12 protein-coding genes are annotated in these 18238 nt (G+C 72.5%); 10 read left to right on the forward strand and 2 right to left on the reverse strand.

Annotated elements, in window-relative coordinates; genetic code table 11:
• Positions 1-163 precede the first annotated feature (163 nt).
• From OHA17_RS05965 to OHA17_RS05985, 5 genes are all read left to right on the forward strand, one after another.
• On the forward strand, positions 164-4099 hold the full coding sequence (locus OHA17_RS05965) for a Pls/PosA family non-ribosomal peptide synthetase (protein WP_406504688.1): 3936 nt from the start codon (positions 164-166) through the stop codon (positions 4097-4099).
• Complete coding sequence (locus OHA17_RS05970) at positions 4096-5514, forward strand: M1 family metallopeptidase (RefSeq protein ID WP_406504690.1); 1419 nt, start codon at positions 4096-4098, stop codon at positions 5512-5514. Before OHA17_RS05965 ends, OHA17_RS05970 begins: the two co-directional genes overlap by 4 nt.
• 317 nt (positions 5515-5831) lie before the next feature.
• Positions 5832-6830 carry an urea transporter gene (locus OHA17_RS05975; protein ID WP_406510642.1) on the forward strand — a complete coding sequence of 333 codons (999 nt, stop codon included), beginning with the start codon at positions 5832-5834 and terminating at the stop codon, positions 6828-6830.
• Positions 6831-6904: 74 nt separating this feature from the next.
• Positions 6905-8977, forward strand: a complete 2073-nt coding sequence (locus tag OHA17_RS05980; protein WP_406504692.1) for an MDR family MFS transporter — start codon at positions 6905-6907, stop codon at positions 8975-8977.
• An 83-nt stretch (positions 8978-9060) separates the two neighbouring features.
• Positions 9061-9678 (forward strand): TetR/AcrR family transcriptional regulator, encoded by a 618-nt coding sequence (locus tag OHA17_RS05985; RefSeq protein WP_406504694.1) that lies wholly within the window; start codon positions 9061-9063, stop codon positions 9676-9678.
• Between the two features lie 9 nt (positions 9679-9687).
• Here OHA17_RS05985 and OHA17_RS05990 read toward each other — a convergent pair whose 3' ends face one another.
• Positions 9688-10110, reverse strand: a complete 423-nt coding sequence (locus OHA17_RS05990) for a hypothetical protein (RefSeq protein ID WP_406504696.1) — start codon at positions 10108-10110, stop codon at positions 9688-9690.
• A gap of 241 nt (positions 10111-10351) precedes the next feature.
• Between OHA17_RS05990 and OHA17_RS05995 the strand changes: the two genes are divergently transcribed.
• Positions 10352-13228, forward strand: a complete 2877-nt coding sequence (locus OHA17_RS05995) for a glycoside hydrolase family 2 TIM barrel-domain containing protein (protein WP_406504698.1) — start codon at positions 10352-10354, stop codon at positions 13226-13228.
• Here the strand turns inward: OHA17_RS05995 and OHA17_RS06000 are convergent.
• Positions 13218-13637: a YchJ family protein gene (locus OHA17_RS06000; RefSeq protein ID WP_406504700.1), complete on the reverse strand. Its 420-nt coding sequence runs from the start codon at positions 13635-13637 to the stop codon at positions 13218-13220. The two genes, OHA17_RS05995 and OHA17_RS06000, sit on opposite strands and share 11 nt — an antisense overlap.
• A gap of 670 nt (positions 13638-14307) precedes the next feature.
• Here OHA17_RS06000 and OHA17_RS06005 point away from each other — a divergent pair.
• The 4 genes from OHA17_RS06005 to OHA17_RS06020 all read left to right on the forward strand — a co-directional run bounded on the left by OHA17_RS06005 (position 14308) and on the right by OHA17_RS06020 (position 18201).
• Positions 14308-15555 (forward strand): hypothetical protein, encoded by a 1248-nt coding sequence (locus OHA17_RS06005; protein ID WP_406504702.1) that lies wholly within the window; start codon positions 14308-14310, stop codon positions 15553-15555.
• A gap of 96 nt (positions 15556-15651) precedes the next feature.
• Positions 15652-16260 carry a GPP34 family phosphoprotein gene (locus tag OHA17_RS06010; protein ID WP_406504704.1) on the forward strand — a complete coding sequence of 203 codons (609 nt, stop codon included), beginning with the start codon at positions 15652-15654 and terminating at the stop codon, positions 16258-16260.
• A 49-nt stretch (positions 16261-16309) separates the two neighbouring features.
• On the forward strand, positions 16310-17344 hold the full coding sequence (locus tag OHA17_RS06015; RefSeq protein ID WP_406504706.1) for an alpha/beta fold hydrolase: 1035 nt from the start codon (positions 16310-16312) through the stop codon (positions 17342-17344).
• Between the two features lie 197 nt (positions 17345-17541).
• A complete protein-coding gene (locus tag OHA17_RS06020; protein WP_406504708.1) occupies positions 17542-18201 on the forward strand; it encodes a hypothetical protein in 660 nt (219 codons plus the stop codon).
• Positions 18202-18238: the final 37 nt, after the last annotated feature.

Genomic DNA, 18238 nt, shown 5'->3' on the forward strand with positions numbered 1-18238 from the left:
TTGCCCCGGTCGGCGCCATAATCATCCGATTCGCTTCGAAAACAACGGATAAATATCGTCAAGTCCCAAGGCCGGAGCGAACCCGCCGCTGGATATGCCCGTCTGAGTGGGCGGATGTCCGAAGGATGTCCGTACCACCCGCACTACGCCAGAGGCATACCGTATGTCTTCGCATCTGCCGGCTGTCTTCCGCGGAGCCGCCGCCCCGCACCCCCGCACCCTGCTCGACGTACTGGACGCGACGGCGGCCGCCCACCCGGGCGCACCCGCACTCGACGCGGGCGGCGAGAGGCTCACCTACCAAGACCTGTGCGACCGGATCACCGAACGCGCCGTGCGGCTGACCCGCCACGGCATCGGCCCCGGCGACCGGGTCGGCGTCCGGATCCCGTCCGGCACCTGCGACCTGTACCTCGCCATCCTGGCGGTCCTGCTGTGCGGCGCGGCGTATGTGCCGGTCGACGCGGACGATCCCGCGGAGCGCGCGGCGACCGTCTTCCGCGAGGCGGGGGTGTGCGCCGTGATCGAGGCGGAGGAGCGCATACTGCCGGGGCCCGTGGCGCCGCTGGCCGAGCGCTGGCGACCCGCGTCGCCCGACGACGACGCCTGGATCATCTTCACGTCCGGTTCGACGGGACTGCCCAAGGGCGTGGCGGTCACCCACCGCTCGGCGGCCGCGTTCGTCGACGCCGAGGCCCAACTCTTTTGCAGTGAACGGCCGTTGGGCCCGGGCGACCGGGTGCTCGCCGGGCTCTCGGTCGCCTTCGACGCCTCGTGCGAGGAGATGTGGCTGGCCTGGCGGCACGGCGGCTGCCTGGTTCCGGCGCCCCGCTCGCTGGTGCGGGCGGGCCACGAGCTCGGGCCCTGGCTGATCGAGCGCGGCATCACGGTGGTCTCCACGGTGCCCACGCTCGCGGCCCTCTGGCCGGACGAGGCACTCGACGAGGTCCGGCTCCTGATCGTCGGCGGCGAGGCCTGCCCGGGCGCCCTCGCGGACCGGTTCGCGGTCAAGGGCCGCGAAATGTGGAACACCTACGGCCCCACCGAGACGACGGTGGTGGCGACCGCCGCACGCATGCTGCCCGGCGAGCCCGTACGCATCGGACTCCCCCTGGCCGGTTGGGAGTTGGCGGTCCTGGACGCGGCCGGCGACCCCGTTCCGTACGGCGGCGAGGGCGAGCTGGTGATCGCGGGCGCGGGCACGGCCCGCTACCTCGACGCCGCCAAGGACGCCGAACGGTTCGCCCCGCTCCCCCTCCTCGACACCCGGCGCGCCTATCGCACCGGCGATCTCGTACGGGCCGAGGCGGCCGGGCTCGTCCATCTCGGGCGGGCCGACGACCAGGTCAAGGTGGGCGGGCGGCGCATCGAACTCGGCGAGATCGACGCCATGTTGAGGGCGCTGCCGGGCGTGCGCGCGGCGGCCGCGGCGGTGCGCGGCACCCCGGCCGGCGGCCAGATCCTGGTCGGCTACGTGGTGCCCGAGCAGGGCGGCTTCCGCGCCGACCAGGCCCGCGACTTCCTCGCCGAGCGCCTGCCCGCCGCCCTGGTGCCGCTGCTCGTCGAGGTCACCGAACTGCCGACGCGCACCTCGGGCAAGGTGGACCGGGACGCCCTGCCCTGGCCGCTGCCCTCCCCGCGCGGCCCCGTCGGCGACGCCGCTCAGGACGGCTCCACCGCCTGCCGCCTCGCCGGGGCGTGGGAGCGGATGCTGGGCGTGCGCCCCGAGGCGGACAGCGACTTCTTCGCGCTCGGCGGCTCCAGCCTGAGCGCGGCGCGCCTCGCCTCCGAACTGCGCGAGCACTACCCCGGGGTGTCCGTCGCCGACCTCTACCGCCGCCCCGTGCTGCGCGACATGGCCCAGCACCTCGAATCCCTCGAAGGCCCGGCCGCCGAGGCCCGGCCCGTCGAGCCGGTGCCGCGCGGCGCGGGAGCGGTCCAACTCCTGGTCACCACAGGCCTGTTCGGGGTCGCCGGGCTGCGGGGGCTCGTCGGTCTGGCCATGGCCGACAACATCCTGGGGTGGCTGGCGCCGCAGGCCTGGGCGCCGCACACCTCATGGTGGTTCGTCATCATCGGCATGCTGGTCCTGATGAGCGCGCCCGCCCGCTTCGCGATCGGCGGCGGGGCGGCGCGGCTCCTGACCCGGGGCGTGGTGCCGGGCGCGTATCCGCGCGGCGGTCGCGTCCATCTGCGGCTGTGGACGGCCGAGCGCGTCGTGGCCGCGTTCGGCGTCGCCTCCCTGCTCGGCACGCCGTGGGCCCGGCTGTACGCGCGCTCGCTCGGCTGCCGGGTCGGGCGCGGCGTCGCCCTGCACGCCATGCCCCCGGTGACCGGTCTCGCGACGATCGGCCGGGGTGCGAGCGTGGAACCGGAGGCCGACATCAGCGGCTGGTGGCTGGACGGCGCGACCCTGCACATCGGCGCGGTCCGCATCGGCGACGGCGCCCGGGTCGGCCACCGCAGCACCCTGATGCCCGGCGCGGTCCTCGGCGCGGACGCCGAACTGGAGCCGGGCGCCTGCCTGGACGCCCACGTCCCGCCCGGTCGTCGCTGGCTCGGCTCACCGGCGCGGCAGGCCGAATCGTACGAGCGCGTCGCCGGCACCGGCTGGCCCGCGCCGCGCCCCGAGCGCTCGCGCCGCTGGGCCGCCGCGTACGCGCTCTCGCTCATCGGCCTGCCGCTCCTCACCGTGCTGTCCACCGCGCCCGCGCTGGTCGGCGTGTACTACCTGGTGCGGTCCTGCGACACGCTCTCGGCGGTCGCCGTACGCCTGCTGCTCGCCGCGCCGCCCATCGCGGTGGTCACCACCCTGTGCTCGGCGCTGACGCTCGCCGCCCTGGTCCGGATCCTCGGGCGGGGCCTGAAGCCCGGCTTCCATCCGGTGTGCGGCGGTGTCGCCTGGCGCGCCTGGCTGGTGACCCGGCTGCTCAGCGGCGCCCGCGGCAGCTTCTTCCCGCTGTACGCGAGCCTCGCGACCCCGGTGTGGCTGCGGCTGCTCGGCGCCAAGGTGGGGCGGCGCGCCGAGATCTCGACGGTGCTGCCGCTGCCCTCGCTCCTGACCGTCGAGGACGGCGCGTTCCTCGCCGACGACACCCTGGTCGCGCCGTACGAAATCCGTGGCGGCTGGCTGCGGCTGGGGAGGGCGAGCGTCGGGCGCAGGGCGTTCGTCGGCAACTCGGGGATCGTCGGCCCGGACCGCCGGGTGCCCGACGGGGCGCTGATCGGCGTGCTGTGCGACGCGCCCGCGCAGAGCGAGCCCGACAGTTCGTGGCTCGGCCGGCCCGCGCTTCCGCTGCCGAGGGTGCCGACCGCGGCCGACCCGGGCCGCACCTTCGAACCGTCGCGGAGGCTCGTCCTCGCCCGGTCCGCGGTCGAGCTGTGCCGGGTGCTGCCGCTGATGTGCTCGGTGCTGCTCGCCGAGGCGGTCCTGATCGGCGAGCAGAGCGCTCTCAACCGGGGCGGGCCGGCGCTGGCGGCGCTGGCCGGGACGGTGCTGCTCGTGGTGGCGGCCGCGGTGGCGGGGCTCACGGCGACCGCCGCGAAGTGGATCCTGGTCGGCCGGTTCGAGGCGGGCGAGCATCCGCTGTGGTCGTCCTTCGTGTGGCGCAACGAGCTGTACGACACCTTCGTCGAGTCCCTCGCGGTGCCGTGGATGGCGGGCTCGTTCACCGGCACGCCGGTCCTCAACTGGTGGCTGCGCAGCCTCGGCGCGCACATCGGGCGCGGGGTGTGGCTGGAGACGTACTGGCTGCCGGAGACCGATCTGATCACGCTGGGGGACGGGGCGAGCGTGAACCGCGGGTGTGTGCTCCAGACCCATCTCTTCCACGACCGGATCATGCGCCTGGACACCGTGCGGCTCGCCGAGGGCGCCTCGCTCGGTCCGCACAGCATCGCGCTGCCCGGCACCGACGTCGGCGCCCGGGCCTCGGTGGGCGCGGCCTCGCTCGTGATGCGCGGCGAGAGCGTGCCGCCGGACACCCGCTGGGCGGGCAACCCCATCGCGGGCGAGCAGTCCCCTGAGGTCCAACCAGCCGTCAACAAGCCCTTGTTGACGATCCGTCAGGGTTCCTCGCGGGAAGGGAGCGCCGCATGACCCGGTGCACGCGGCGGTCGCTCGTCCGGGTCGCCGCCCTGTCCGCCCTCGGCGGTCTTGCCGTGGCGGACGAGGAGGTGATCGGCCACCGGGACCGGTACTTCCCGCAGCACGGCTCGTACGGGCACGACACGCTCGCCTATGACCTGCGGATCGCCTACGACTCGGTCAGTGGCCGGCTCGCGGGCACGGCGCTCATCCAGGCCGTCGCCCTGCGGCCGCTGGAGCGGGTCGAGCTCGACCTGTCCCGGCTCAGCGCGCACGCGGCGCACGTCGACGGCAGGGCCGCCCGCATCCGCCAGCGGCAGGGCAAGCTGTTCGTGACGCCCCGTCAACCCGTCGCGGCGGGCGAGCTGTTCACGACGAAGGTGCGGTACGGCGGGCGGCCGGGGCCGATCCGTTCGCCGTTCGGGAGCATCGGCTGGGACCGTACCGGCGACAGTCACGACGGCACCCTGGTCGCCTCGCAGCCGCTGGGGGCACCGTCCTGGTTCCCGTGCAACGACCGGCCCGACGACAAGGCCGCGTACACGTTCCGGGTCACGGTGCCGCGCGACCGGCAGGCACTCGCGAACGGCACCCTCACCGAGTGCCGCAGCGAGGGCTCCACCGATGTGTGGACCTACCACCACCCCGGCCCCATGGCCACCTACCTGGCCGCGCTCTACACCGGCCGCTTCCAGCACGACAGCGTGCTCGCACCGGGGCCGCCGGGCGGCAAGCCGATCCCGGTGCACAACGCCTATCCGTCCCGCATCGCCGAGGTGGCCCGGCACGACCTCGGCCGCCAGCCCGACATGCTGCGGTACTTCTCGGAACTGTTCGGGCCGTATCCGTTCGAGGCGTACGGGGCGGTGGTGGTCGACGCGGATCTCGGCGCGCCCGTCGAGAACCAGACCCGCTCGGTGTTCGGCCGCAATCACATCGACGGGCGGCGGGGCTGGGAGACGCTGGTGGCCCACGAGCTGGCGCACCAGTGGTTCGGCAACAGCGTGGGCATCCGCGAGTGGCGGCACATCTGGCTCAACGAGGGCTTCGCGACGTATGCCGAGTGGCTGTGGTCGGAGCGGATCGGCGAGGACAGCGCCGACGAGATCGCCCAGCGCGAGTGGCGGGGCCTCGCGCGGCGCAGTCAGAACCTGCGGCTCGCCGAGCCGGGCCCGCGCCGCATCTTCGACGACCGGCTCTACAACCGGGGCGCCTGCACCTTGCACGCGCTGCGCCTGACGCTGGGCGACGAGCGGTTCTTCGCGGTACTGCGCGGCTGGCACGCGGCGCGGCGCGGCCGCATCGGCGACACCGCCACCTTCATCGCGCACGCCGAGACCACGGCCGGACAAGCGGTACGCCCGCTGCTCCAGGCGTGGCTCTACGACAAGAAGCTCCCGGATCTGCCTACCCCGAAGGCGAATTGACGGTCCGTCATACGTAGTGCGTCCGATGCATCTGGCGCAGATCTTCCGGCGCGTACGCGGCCGCCACCGCGTGCCGCCGGATCTTGAGCGAGGGGGTCCGGCCGGGGCCGTCCGGGACCCCGCTCGTTCCATCGTCCGTAACCGCCCCCTCCGCTCTGTCGTCGTATACAAACCTTTCGGGCCGCGCGAGTTTCGGGCGCCTTTACGCCACATTCTGCCGATGTATGTCCCTTGCTAAGTCCCCTATGCCACCCCTTACTGTGCGCTTGGCCGTTACAGGCTGATTTCTTGATGGTCAGGGGGAGGGTCACGTGCGGATGCCGCAGGCGCGACGAGGGAGGCTGTTCGCGGTGCACGTGCTGCGCGGCCAGGCGCAGGTGCACTTCATGCCGAGCGCGCTGACCGGGGTGATCTTCACGGTCGCGCTGTTCGCCGCGGGCTGGCAGTACGGCCTCTACGGGCTGATCGGCACCGCCATCGGGACCGGCACCGCCCAACTGCTCGGGGTGGACCGGAGCCGGGTGTCCGCCGGGCTCGAAGGGTTCAACGCCTGTCTCGTCGCGGTCGGCTTCGCGGTGTTCCTCGGCCCCGCCCATCCGTCCACGATGGTGCTCGCGGCGGGCGGCTGCGCGGTCGCCACCGTGGTGACGGCGGCCGCCGCGACCCTGCTGCGCGGCTGGGGACTGCCCACCCTGACACTGCCCTTCTGCCTGCTGTCGAGCGCGATGACGATCGCGGCGCCCGGCTTCGAGCGGGTGTGGCACGGCGGTCCGGCGACGGCCGGGCTGAGTCGCGCCGCCGAGGGGACGGTCGCGCTGGCCGTCGACGACGTGGCCCGCGCCTTCTTCGCGAACATCGCGCAGATCCTGCTCATGCCGCAGTGGTACGTCGGCCTGATCTTCCTGATCGGCATCTTCGCGGCCAGCCGCACGGCGGGGGCGATGGCCTGCGTCGGCAGCGCCGTCGGCCTGGTGACCGCCTGGGCGCTCGGCGCCCCCACCGCCAGGATCGTGGACGGGACCATGGGCTACAACGCCGTGCTGGTCGCGATGGCGCTGTGCGGGGTGCTGCTCGCGGCCGACCGCTGGAGCCTCGGCTTCGCGGTGGTCGGCGCGGCCGCGGCCACCGTGCTCGGGCCCGCCCTGAACGCGCTGTTCGCGCCGGCCGGCGGGCACTCCTTCACGTGGCCGTTCGTTCTCACCACGCTGGTGTTCGTCGCCTCCGTACCGGCGCTGCCGAGGCTTCACCGCACGGAGCCACCGGCCGTCCTGCCGCTGGCCGAGCCGGTCGGTTCCGACGTCGTCCTCGGCGCCTGAGAGAGGCCTGGGGCGCTTCACTCGCACGGCCTACACGGCATGCGTGTCACCTGGGGCGGTGTGAGGGTGCCAGTGTGACCACCGCCAGCGATACAGCACCCGTGTCCGCGCCACCCGTGCTCGACGTCCGGCAGCGGAACATCGTGTTCGGGACGATCATGCTCGGGATGCTGCTTGCCGCGCTCGACCAGACCATCGTCGGCACCGCGCTCCCCACGATCGTCTCGGACCTCGGCGGCGCCGCCCACATGTCGTGGGTGGTCACTTCCTACCTCCTGGCGGAGACCGTCGCGACCGCCCTGGTCGGCAAGTTCGGCGACCTCTTCGGCCGCAAGGTGGTCTTCCAGGTCTCCGCGATCATCTTCATCACCGGTTCGTTCCTGTGCGGTCTGGCGACGAACATGTCGCTCCTCATTGCCTGGCGGGCGCTCCAGGGCATCGGCGCCGGCGGCCTGATGGTGACCGCGATGGCGCTGATCGCCGATGTGATCCCGCTGCGCGAACGCGGCAAGTACCAGGGCGCCATCGGCGCCGTGTTCGGCGTCTCGACCGTCATCGGGCCCCTGCTCGGCGGGCTCTTCACCGACCACCTGAGCTGGCGCTGGGCGTTCTACGTCAACGTTCCCATCGCCGTCCTCGTGGTGATCGCGGCGGCCCGGAACATCCCGTCGGTCCGCTCGGTCGGCAAGCCCGTCATCGACTACCTCGGCATCGGCCTGGTCGCGGCCGGAGCCAGCGCCCTGATCCTGGCGACGAGCTGGGGCGGCAACGAGTTCGCCTGGGGCTCGCCGACGATCATCGCCCTGTTCGCGGGCGGTCTGATCGCGCTCGCCCTGTTCTGCTGGGTGGAGACCCGGGCCGTGGAACCGATGCTGCCGATGCGCCTCTTCCGCAACCCCGTCTTCACCGTGTGCTCGGTCCTCAGCTTCATCGTGGGCTTCGCGATGCTCGGCGCGATGACGTTCCTGCCGACCTATCTCCAGTACGTCGACGGCGACTCGGCCACCGTCTCGGGCGTGCGCACCCTGCCCATGGTCATCGGCCTGCTCATCGCGTCGATCTTCAGCGGCAACGTGGTGAGCAAGACCGGCCAGTACCGGATCTTCCCCATCGTCGGCGCCCTCGTCATGGGGGTGGGCCTCTACCTGCTCTCGCTGATGGGGCCCGGCGTCAGCGCGTGGCTCGAATCGCTCTACATGTTGGTGCTCGGCCTCGGCATCGGGCTGTGCATGCAGGTCCTCACCATCGCCGTGCAGAACACCGTCGACTACGCGGACCTGGGCACGGCGACGTCCGGAGTCACCTTCTTCCGTACGCTCGGCAGCTCGTTCGGCACCGCGGTCTTCGGCACCATCTACGCCAACACCCTCAAACCGAACCTCCAGGACGGGGTGGCCGCGGCCGCGAAGCTAGGCGGCGCGAATCCGGCCCAGCTCGGGCAGGCCGCGCAGTCCCCGGCCGGGCTGCACCACCTGCCCCCGGCGACGGCCGCGCCCATCGTGCAGGCGTACTCCGACAGCCTCCACACCGTGTTCCTGTGGACGGTGCCGGTCGCCGCGGCGGGTTTCCTGGTGGCGCTCTTCCTCAAGCAGGTCGAGCTGCGCGACACCGCCCGGTCCGCCTCGACCGACATGGGCGAGGGCTTCGCGCAGCCGACCACGGGCGACTCCGCGAAGGTGCTCGAACTCGCCGTGGGCAAGATCGTGCGGGGCACGGACATGAACACCGCGCGGCGCATCGTCGCCGCCTCCGACACCCGGCTCGACGTGGCCGGGGCCTGGGCGGTCATGCAGGTCGAGCAGTACACGCGCATGGTCGGGCACGCGAGCCTCGGCCTGATCGCGTCCCGCCGCCATGTGCCGCCCGAGGTGCTTGTGCCGGTGTTCCAGCGGATGGTCGACGAGGGATTCCTCAGCCGCGAGGGCAGTTACTTCTCGCACACCCCGGCCGGTGAGCGCGAGGTCGGAGCCATCACCGACTCCTGGTCGGCGTGGCTGAACGAGCAGTTGGAGAAGGACCGCGGCCGCCCGCGCAGCGCGGAACTCCGCGCCGCCGCGGACACGATCGCCAAGCGTCTGATGGCCGAGGACCTGGCGAACGGACTGCCCTCGGTCCGCGAGAAGGTGGCTGCGGCCGCCCCCTCCTGAGCTCGCGGGCCGCGCCCCCGCGGTGCCTGATACGGTCGGGAACCGGCAGGTCAGGGAGTTCGGAGCAAGGGGTTGGTGGCGCGATGTCCGCTCGTCGGAGTGCCGATCCCGACCGGCCCACCTTCACCGAACAGGCCCGCCGCCGGCAGCTGGTCGAGGCCACCATCGACTCGATCGCCACCCGCGGCTACCCGGCCACCTCGCTCGCCGCCATCGCCGAACAGGCCGGTGTATCCAAGGCGGCCGTCCTCTACCACTACGCCTCCAAGGACAAGCTGACCGAGGCGACCCTGGCGCACGTGCTCGGACAGTTCATGGCGTACGTCACCGAACGCATCGAGCGCGAGGACGACCCGAAGGCCGCCCTCGTCGCCTATGTGCGGGCGATGATCGGCTACCAGCAGGCCAACCGGCGCCATGTGCGGGTGATCGTCGAGATGCTGCTCGACGACCAGGGCGGCACCCAGCTGAAGACGCCGGGCTCGCACGACACCGCCGGCCGCTGGCAAGGGCTGGCAGAACTACTGACGAAGGGTCAGGACACGGGCGGCTTCCGCGAGTTCGACACCCGTACGGTCGCGCTCGCCATCGGCGGAGCGATCGACGGGGTGATCGCGCACTGGCTCGTCCACCCCGAGCTCGACCTGGCCGCGGCGGCGGACGAGCTGGTGACGTTCACGCTGCTCGCCGTGGAGCGCTGAGGACCCCAACTACCCCTTCCTGCACGCGAATTGGGGTGCGCGCTCGGGCCGTATGCCGATGCCGCCCAGGTACGCGGTCACGCCGCGCAGCACCGGGAACCGCCGGACCAGGCGCAGCGGCAGCGGGAGGCGGTCGCCCCGCAGCGTCCCGTCGAGCGCGGGCTTCAGGAGCAGGTCGTGCTCGCCGCGCTGCTGCTTCTGCACGACGGCCACGGGCAGCTCACGACGGCGCTGGACGCGCCCCAACTCCCTTGCAGTAACGCTTCGTTGGTGCAGCGGCCCCGCGAGGATGCGGTCCGCGGCGACCGCGTCCTGGAACAGCCCGGCTTCGCGGGCCACCACCGAGTCCCGCCCGTCGCAGCCCACCGTGAGATCGGCGACCAGCTCGCCGGGACTGCCGCGCTCGTCCACGTACCCGCACGCCTGTGACACGGCCGCCCTCGGTGCGCAGCCCGGTCACGGCGGTGCGCATGCGCAGCGTGAACGACGGTTCCTCGGCCGCCGCTTCGACGAGCAGGCCGAGGAAGTTCCCCCGGCCCGCACAAGTACATCGCCATGGTGCCGCAGTGTCGGAGGATGCGCACGGCCGCGGGTGAAACTGCCCCGCCTCGGGGGCTTCCTCGACCGGCCGGTACGGCCGAGGATCTTCCCCAAGTCCCCGTGAAGGAGATTCATGAGCACTGCACCCTGGTACGAGGAACCGTCGCCCGGCACCGGCCCGTTGCAGCCGCGCGCCTGGTTCGCCGCCTCCGACGCGGCACGCCTCCCGCTCAACGGGACGTGGCGGTTCCGGCTGTCCCCGACGGCCGACGGCGAGGACACCTCGTTCGCCGCGCCCGGGTACGACGCGTCGGGCTGGGCCGAGCTCGCCGTGCCGGGCCACTGGGTGCTCCAGGGGCACGGCAGCCCGGCCTACACCAACGTCCGCTACCCCTTCCCCGTCGATCCCCCGCGCGTGCCCACCGAGAATCCGACCGGCGACCATCTGCGCACCTTCGACGTGCCGGACGCGATGCGGGCCGACGACGGCGAGGTGCTGCTGCGGTTCGACGGGGTCGAGTCCTGCGCCCGTCTCTGGCTGAACGGCACCGAGCTCGGCACCTTCATGGGCAGCCGGCTGCCCCACGAGTTCGAGGTCGGCGCGCTGCTGCGGCCGCGCGGCAACGTCCTGGCCGTGCGGGTCCACCAGTGGTCGGCCGGCAGCTACTTGGAGGACCAGGACCAGTGGTGGCTGCCGGGCATCTTCCGCGAGGTGACCCTGCTGCACCGGCCCCCGGGCGCGGCCGGCGACTTCTTCGTGCACTCGTCCTACGACCACCGCACGGGCCGGGGCGCGCTGCGCGTCGAGAGCGCGGTCCCGGGGCGGGTGCTCGTCCCGGAGCTGGGGCTCGACCTCGCCACCGGGGAGAGCGCTCTCGTCCCCGTCGAGCCGTGGACGGCCGAGACGCCCCGGCTGTACGCGGCCGAGCTGGTCACGCCCGGAGAGCGCGTTCGGCTGCGGATCGGATTCCGCACGGTCGCGGTCGAGGACGGCCTCCTCAGGGTCAACGGGCGCCGGATCCTGTTCCGCGGGGTCAACCGGCACGAGTTCCACCCCGGGACGGGCCGCACGCTCGACCTCGCCACCATGCGCGAGGACCTGGTCCTCATGAAGCGGCACAACATCAACGCCGTACGCACCAGCCACTATCCGCCGCACCCCGCGTTCCTGGACCTCTGCGACGAGCTGGGCCTGTGGGTGGTCGACGAGTGCGACCTGGAGACACACGGTTTCGAGGAGGTGGGCTGGCGCGGCAACCCGGTCGACGACCCCCGCTGGACGCCCGCCCTCCTGGACCGCGCGGCCCGCATGGTCGAGCGCGACAAGAACCATCCCTCGGTGGTGCTCTGGTCGCTCGGCAACGAGTGCGGCACCGGGCAGGGCCTGGGCGCCATGGCCGACTGGATACGCGCCCGCGACCCGGGCCGCCCGATCCACTACGAGGGCGACCGCTCGTGCCGGGACACCGATGTGTACTCCCGCATGTACGCCTCGCAGGAGGAGACCGGCCGGATCGGCCGCCACGAGGACACGGACGGGCCGGCCGAGCGGGCCCAACTCCCCTTCATCCTCTGCGAGTACGGGCACGCGATGGGCAACGGGCCCGGCGGTCTCACGGAGTACCAGGACCTGTTCGAGACGTACGAGCGCTGCCAGGGCGGGTTCGTCTGGGAGTGGATCGACCACGGTCTCGCGCACCCCGAGCTGGGCCACGCCTACGGCGGTGACTTCGGCGAGGCGCTCCACGACGGCAATTTCGTCTGCGACGGCCTCCTGTTCCCCGACCGCACCCCCTCCCCCGGGCTCGTCGAGTACAAGAAGGTGATCGAGCCGGTCAGGTTCGCCGGGGACGGCGCGGCGGGCACGCTGCACATCACCAACTGCCATGATTTCAGCGGGATTTCGCATCTCGCCTTCGACTGGTCGTACGAGGTGGAGGGCGAGGCGGTGGCCTCGGGGCCGCTCGCCGTTCCCGACCTCGCACCCGGTCGGAGCGTGGAGCTGAAACTGGACCCGCCGCCGGTCGCCGACGCCTCGCGCGAGGCGTGCTGGACGGTACGGGCGGTGCTCGCGCACGACACGCCCTGGGCGCCGCGCGGGCACGAGGTCGCGTGGGGCCAGCTTCCGGTGGTGCCGCGCCCGGCACCGGCTCCCGCCGTGGGGACAGCCCCGGTCCGTGCGGGCCACCGGGTCACGCTCGGTCCGGCCGCGTTCGACTGCCGGACGGGTCTGCTCACGGAGCTCGGCGGCATCCCGGTGGACGGGCCGCGGCTCGATGTGTGGCGTGCGCCGACCGACAACGACGCGGGTGCGGCCTGGGTGCCGCAGGAGCAGCACGCCCGGCAGTGGCGCGAGCTGGGCCTCGACCGCATGCAACACCGCCTGGACGGCGTCGAGTTGCGGGATGACCGGTTCGTCGTGCGCTCACGAGTGGCGCCCGCCGCGTCGGATCTGGGGCTGCGGGTGACGTACACCTGGAGCGCCGACGTGGATCGGGTGCGGCTCGCGGTCTCGGTCACCCCCGAGGGCACGTGGACGCTGCCACTGCCCCGGCTCGGCGTACGGATGGGGCTGCCGGGCACGTACGGGCGGGCCGAGTGGTTCGGCGCGGGGCCTGGCGAGGCGTATCCGGACACCCGGCGCGCCGCCCGCGTCGGCCGCTGGGGCATGTCCGTCGAGGCGATGCAGACGCCGTACGTGCGGCCGCAGGAGAACGGGGCCCGCACCGAGGTCCGGTGGGCCGAACTCGGCGATGGGCAACGGGGGTTGCGGATCGAGGGCGAACCGGAGTTCTGGTTCACCGCCCGGCCCTGGACGAGCGAGGAGCTGACCTCGGCCCGGCACCTGCCGGACCTGGCCCCCGGCGACCGTATCTGGCTCAACCTGGACCACGCGATGCACGGGATCGGCTCGGCGTCATGCGGTCCGGGCGTACTGACGGAGCATCAACTACGGGTGGGAGAGGCCGAGTTCGGGTTCATCTTCAGCCCGGTTCCGGTCATTCGGTGAAGACAGCGTCGAGGTAGACCCAGGCGCCGTCGACGCGCGAGAACCGGCTCCGCTCGTGCAGGGAGCCGGCCTCGCCGCCGTGGGTGTAGTGCGCCCGGAAGGTGACCATGCCGGTGGAGTGGAAGGCGCTGCCGTCGGCGGTGTCCAGGATCTCCAGGCGGGTCCAGCGCATGCCGGGGTCGAAGTCGATCTCGGCGGGCCGGGTGTCCGGGTGCCAGGTGCGCAACAGGTACGGCCCGTCCTGCACGGCGAAGGCGCTGAACCGCGAGCGCATCAGCGCCTCGGCGGTGGGGGCGGCGGCAGCGCCCGAGTGGTAGCGGCCGCAGCACTCGGCATAGGCGGCGGGCAGCCCGCAGGGGCAGGACGTGGGGACGGCGGGCCGTGCGGGGCGCTTGGTGCGACGGGACATGCCCTCATCTGATCACAGGGGTCCCCCTCCGCGGCATCGCCATCGGGCCGCGTGCGGCCGCTGTCCCGTCGGTATGGACGCGGCCCGGGTGAGTCCCCGAAAGGGGCAATGGGATGATCTAGGCGTGGTGGGGGTCGCGACGGCGGGCCTTGTCGTGTCTCGCGGCGCGCCTTCGCGTGTCTCACTGGCCGCCACGCGGCGGGGCGCACCAGCAGGCCGGGGCACCGGCTCGGTGCCGCCCCGGCGCGACAGGTGTCCGTTCTTGGTCGTCGGCCTCGGGACGGAGCCGTGCCCACGGGCGCGGCCCGTTCTTGGCCGTCGGCCTCGGGACGGACGTGCCCACGGGCGGGCGCCGCGTGTGTGATGTGTGTCTCGTGTGCCAACCAAGCGCCCCCTCCCGGGCGTAGGCATGACAAAGGACCGATCACGCGAGGAGCTGGGCTGCTGTTGACCGAGGAGGAGTTCACCGATGTGCCGCACCGCCTCGGCTCCACGGGCCGCCGGCGGGCCGTACCCCGCGACCGGCGTCGAGCCAGTGGGCCCGGGCCCGCCGGCCGGCCGGCCGTACGGCAGCGTCTGTGCGCCGCACCGCGCCACGGAAGCGCCCCGCCGACCCGCCCACCCGCGTCCCTCAGCACCGGCCACGCCGACCGCCTACCAAGAAAGCCTCATGAAGACTTCGACGACCACGGCGATCGGCGCCCAGCGAATACCGCCGCAGGCCCAGCACACCGCTCCCGCCGCCACGACCACCCGGCCGCCCGACGGCACGCCCCGCACACCCGCCAAGAGCACCTGGCCGCACAGAGCCTGGTACGCGATCCGGCCCGCGCTGGCGATCTACGCGACCTCCGCCGTCCTGCACCTCGTACTGCTTGCGGTCATGAGCCCGCCCGGCGCACCCGGCGTCCACGACAAGCTGCTCTCCTGGGACGGCGACCTCTACCGGTCCATCGCGCAGAACGGCTATCCCGACAGCTTCACCCATGACGCCGACGGAAAGCTCGTCGGCAACAACCTGGCCTTCTTCCCCGCCTACCCGGCGCTGATCCGCACCGTCCACGCCCTGACCGGCCTCGGCTACGGCACCGCCGCCCTGGTCGCCGCCCACCTCGCGATGATCGCCGCACTCGTCGCAGTCCACCTCCTGATGAGCCGGCTCTACGACCGCCGCACCGCCACCGTCGCCACCATCCTGCTGGCCTGCGCCCAACCCATGGCGCTGGCCTTCCTCATGGCGTACAGCGAGTCCCTGTTCCTGGCCCTGGCCGCCGCCACCCTCGTGGCCGCCCACCGCAAGGCATGGCTCACCGCCGGAACCTTCGCCTTCCTGACGGGGCTGACCCGGCCCGCAGCCGCAGCCGTGGCCGCGGCCCTGGTCGCCGCCGTCGTCCTGCACCTGGTGCGCGAGCGCCGCGTGACCTGGCGCCCCCTCGCCGCCATCGCCCTGGCCTGCACCGGAACCCCGGCCTACCTGTGGTGGGTGGGCCAACGCCTCCACAAGGCCGACGCCTGGTTCACCATCCAACAGGCCGGCTGGGACACCCGCTGGGACAACGGCAGCTCGTTCTGGCACTTCCTCGGCTACGCGTTCACCGAGGCCGACGGCTGGGTCCCCGTCAGCACGGCCGTGCTGCTCCTCGCGCTCATCGTCGCCACCGTCCTCGCCTGGCAGCGCGGCACCTGGCCACCGCTCCTGATCTACGGCACCGCGATCCTCGTCCTCACCCTCGGGCAGAGCAACTACTACCACTCCAAACTCCGCCTCGTGGTCCCCGCCCTGATCTTCCTCGTCCCCCTCGCCCGCGCCCTCAGCCACGCCCGCCCGCGCACCGCGGCCATCACCTTGACCGCGGCTTCCCTGTTCGGCTCCTGGTACGGCGCCTACATGCTCACCACCTGGCACTACGCCATCTGACCGCCCGGTGCTCACGGCCGGCGCCCACTTGGCCGGGACGGGCGCCGACGGTGAGGCGCACTCCCCGTGCCGCCCCTGGCTCACTAGGATCCGCGCATGACCACAGCACGGGACCTGCTGATCGTCAGCATGGATGGCACCGCCGCCGACCGCCCCGTCGAGCCGGGCGACCTCTCACTGGCCCTCGCCGGCGCCGAGCTGCTCGATCTCGCCGACGCCGAGATCCTCACCGTGGACGGCGACCGCATCGTCCCCGGCCTGGCGCGCGAGCTGGGTGACCGGCAGTTGACCGAAGCGGCTGCGGCCCTCGCCCGGCAGGCACCGTACGAGTCCGTCGAGGACTGGCTGTGGCGCCGGGGGCGTGGCCTGTACGCGGCCTACCTCGCCGCCCTGGAGACCGACGGAGGTGTCACCCGGCAGCACCGGCGCTGGATTCCGCTGAGCACCGGCCGGACGGCACTGGCCGACTCGCCCGAGCGGCGTCGCGCGGTGGAGCGCTGGGCCTCGGGCGAGCCCGTTCTCACCGGTCTGGCGGCCGCCGCCCGGCTCCGCGACGAGCCTCCCGAGGAGCTCGCGGACCGCACCGGCGACGCGGTCGTGACCGTGCTGGCCGCCGTCGACGAAGCGGTGACGGAACTGGCGGGCGTCCGCCAGCGGCGCAGCATCGAGGACGCCGCCTTCGACAACGTGTGGCGAGGCCAGTGACCCGGCGGTGAGCCACGCCGCTCCTTTCGGCGCACGTCCTCCGAGAGAGGTGAACGTCATCGACAGGCGTACGTTTTCCAGGCTGCTGGGCGCGGGAACGGCCGGAGCCTCGCTGACCCTTCCGGCGACATCGGCCGCGGCGAGTGCCGATACGGAGCTCCCCGTCGCCTCCCCACGGCCCGTCGTCCCCTTCGGCCCGCTCAAGCAGATCGATGCCGGAGCTCTGAACATCGGATACGTCGAGGCCGGACCCGCGCGCGGTCCCGCGGTCGTGCTGCTGCACGGCTGGCCGTACGACATTCACAGCTACGCCGAGGTGGCTCCGTTGCTCGCGGCGCACGGATACCGGGTGATCGTCCCGCACCTGCGCGGTCACGGCACCACGCGGTTCCGCTCGGACAAGGCGTTCCGCAACGCACAGCAGGCGGTGGTCGCGCTCGACATCGTCGCGCTGATGGACGCGCTGAGAATCGAGAAGGCGGTGCTCGCCGGCTTCGACTGGGGAGCGCGGACCGCCGACATCATCGCGGCGCTCTGGCCGCACCGCTGCAAGGCCCTCGTCTCCGTGACCGGCTATCTGATCACCAACCGCGAGCGCAACAAGGCTCCGCTGGCGCCCGAGGCCGAGTGGTCCTGGTGGTACCAGTACTACTTCGCGACGGAACGGGGGCGGCTCGGCCTCGAAGGGAACAGGCACGCGTTCGCGAAGCTCATCTGGCGGAACGTCTCCCCGACGTGGCAGTTCGACGACCCGACCTTCGACCGCACCGCCGCGTCCTTCGACAACCCCGACTGGGTCCCCATCGTGATCCACAACTACCGGTGGCGGCTGGGCCTGGCCGACGGCGACCCCCGTTACGACCACCTCGAACAGCGGCTCGCCCAAGGCCCCGCCATCGCGACGCCCACGGTCACCCTGGACGGCGAGCTGGACCCCTTCACGCCTCCCGGCGACGGCACCGCCTACCGCGATCACTTCACCGGCGCGTACGACCACCGCACCCTCAAGGGCATCGGCCACAACGTGCCCCAGGAAGCCCCCGAAGCCTTCACACAGGCGATCACCGACGCCGACACACTCTGATCCCAAACTCCGTACGCCCGCCCGCCCGTCGCGCCACAGCGGCGGGCGGGCGTCGGCCGTTCCCCTCGTCCTCCGGCACACCACTCGTTATCGGCCATACATGGAGTTACCGCCATTAACTCTGCGTCAGAACCCCTACGGTGATCCAGATGCGCCCGAGGCGCAGCAACGTGAGTCATTGGGCAGGGAGTTGAGGCATGAAGCAGAGGTTGCGCGTCCTGGTCGCGGTGGGGGTCCTGACGCTGGGAGTGGCGGGAGCGGGAACCGCGCAGGCCGCCACGGCGGCGCCCGGCTGCCCGACGGCGGAGATCTTCGCCACGAACAACACCGCGATCATCACCGATCCGGCCGACCCGCGCCTCAGGACCCAGCTCACCCGCTTCGACCACGAAGTACGCGGGATCGTCCGCGCCAACGGTGCCCGTCCCGGCGCGTCGAAGCTGCTCGACGGCGTCTTCTGGTCCGGTGACCTGAAGCAGACCACCTATGAGCGCTCGCGCGAGTTCGACGTCAACAGGGTCGGCCGCGACGGCCTTCACCACATCGCCGGGGTCATCGCCAAGCAGTACCACCAGGAGTCGGTGCTGACCTTCCGCTGTCTGCCGCGTACCTCGCCGGAGACCGACGCGGTCGAGATCCAGGCGCCCGGCGTCTCCGCGACCCAGTTGCATGACGCGCTGGTCGCGAACCCGGAGGCCCGCGACGAGCTCGGCGGCGGCTCGGTCACCCTCGACGGGCGGCTCACCCTCATCGCCCCGCTCGCCGATCTGCCGCTGGCCCAGAAGTTCACCAAGTCGCTGGGCGTCGACTGGAACAAGGCCCAAGTCCGTTACGGGGACGAGGAGTTCGTCTCATAATCGCCGTCGGCCGGACGCCCGGTCCGTCTTCCGAGAT

Origin of the sequence: Streptomyces sp. NBC_00212 (genome assembly GCF_045206365.1) — a bacterium.
Taxonomy (GTDB): Bacteria; Actinomycetota; Actinomycetes; order Streptomycetales; family Streptomycetaceae; genus Streptomyces.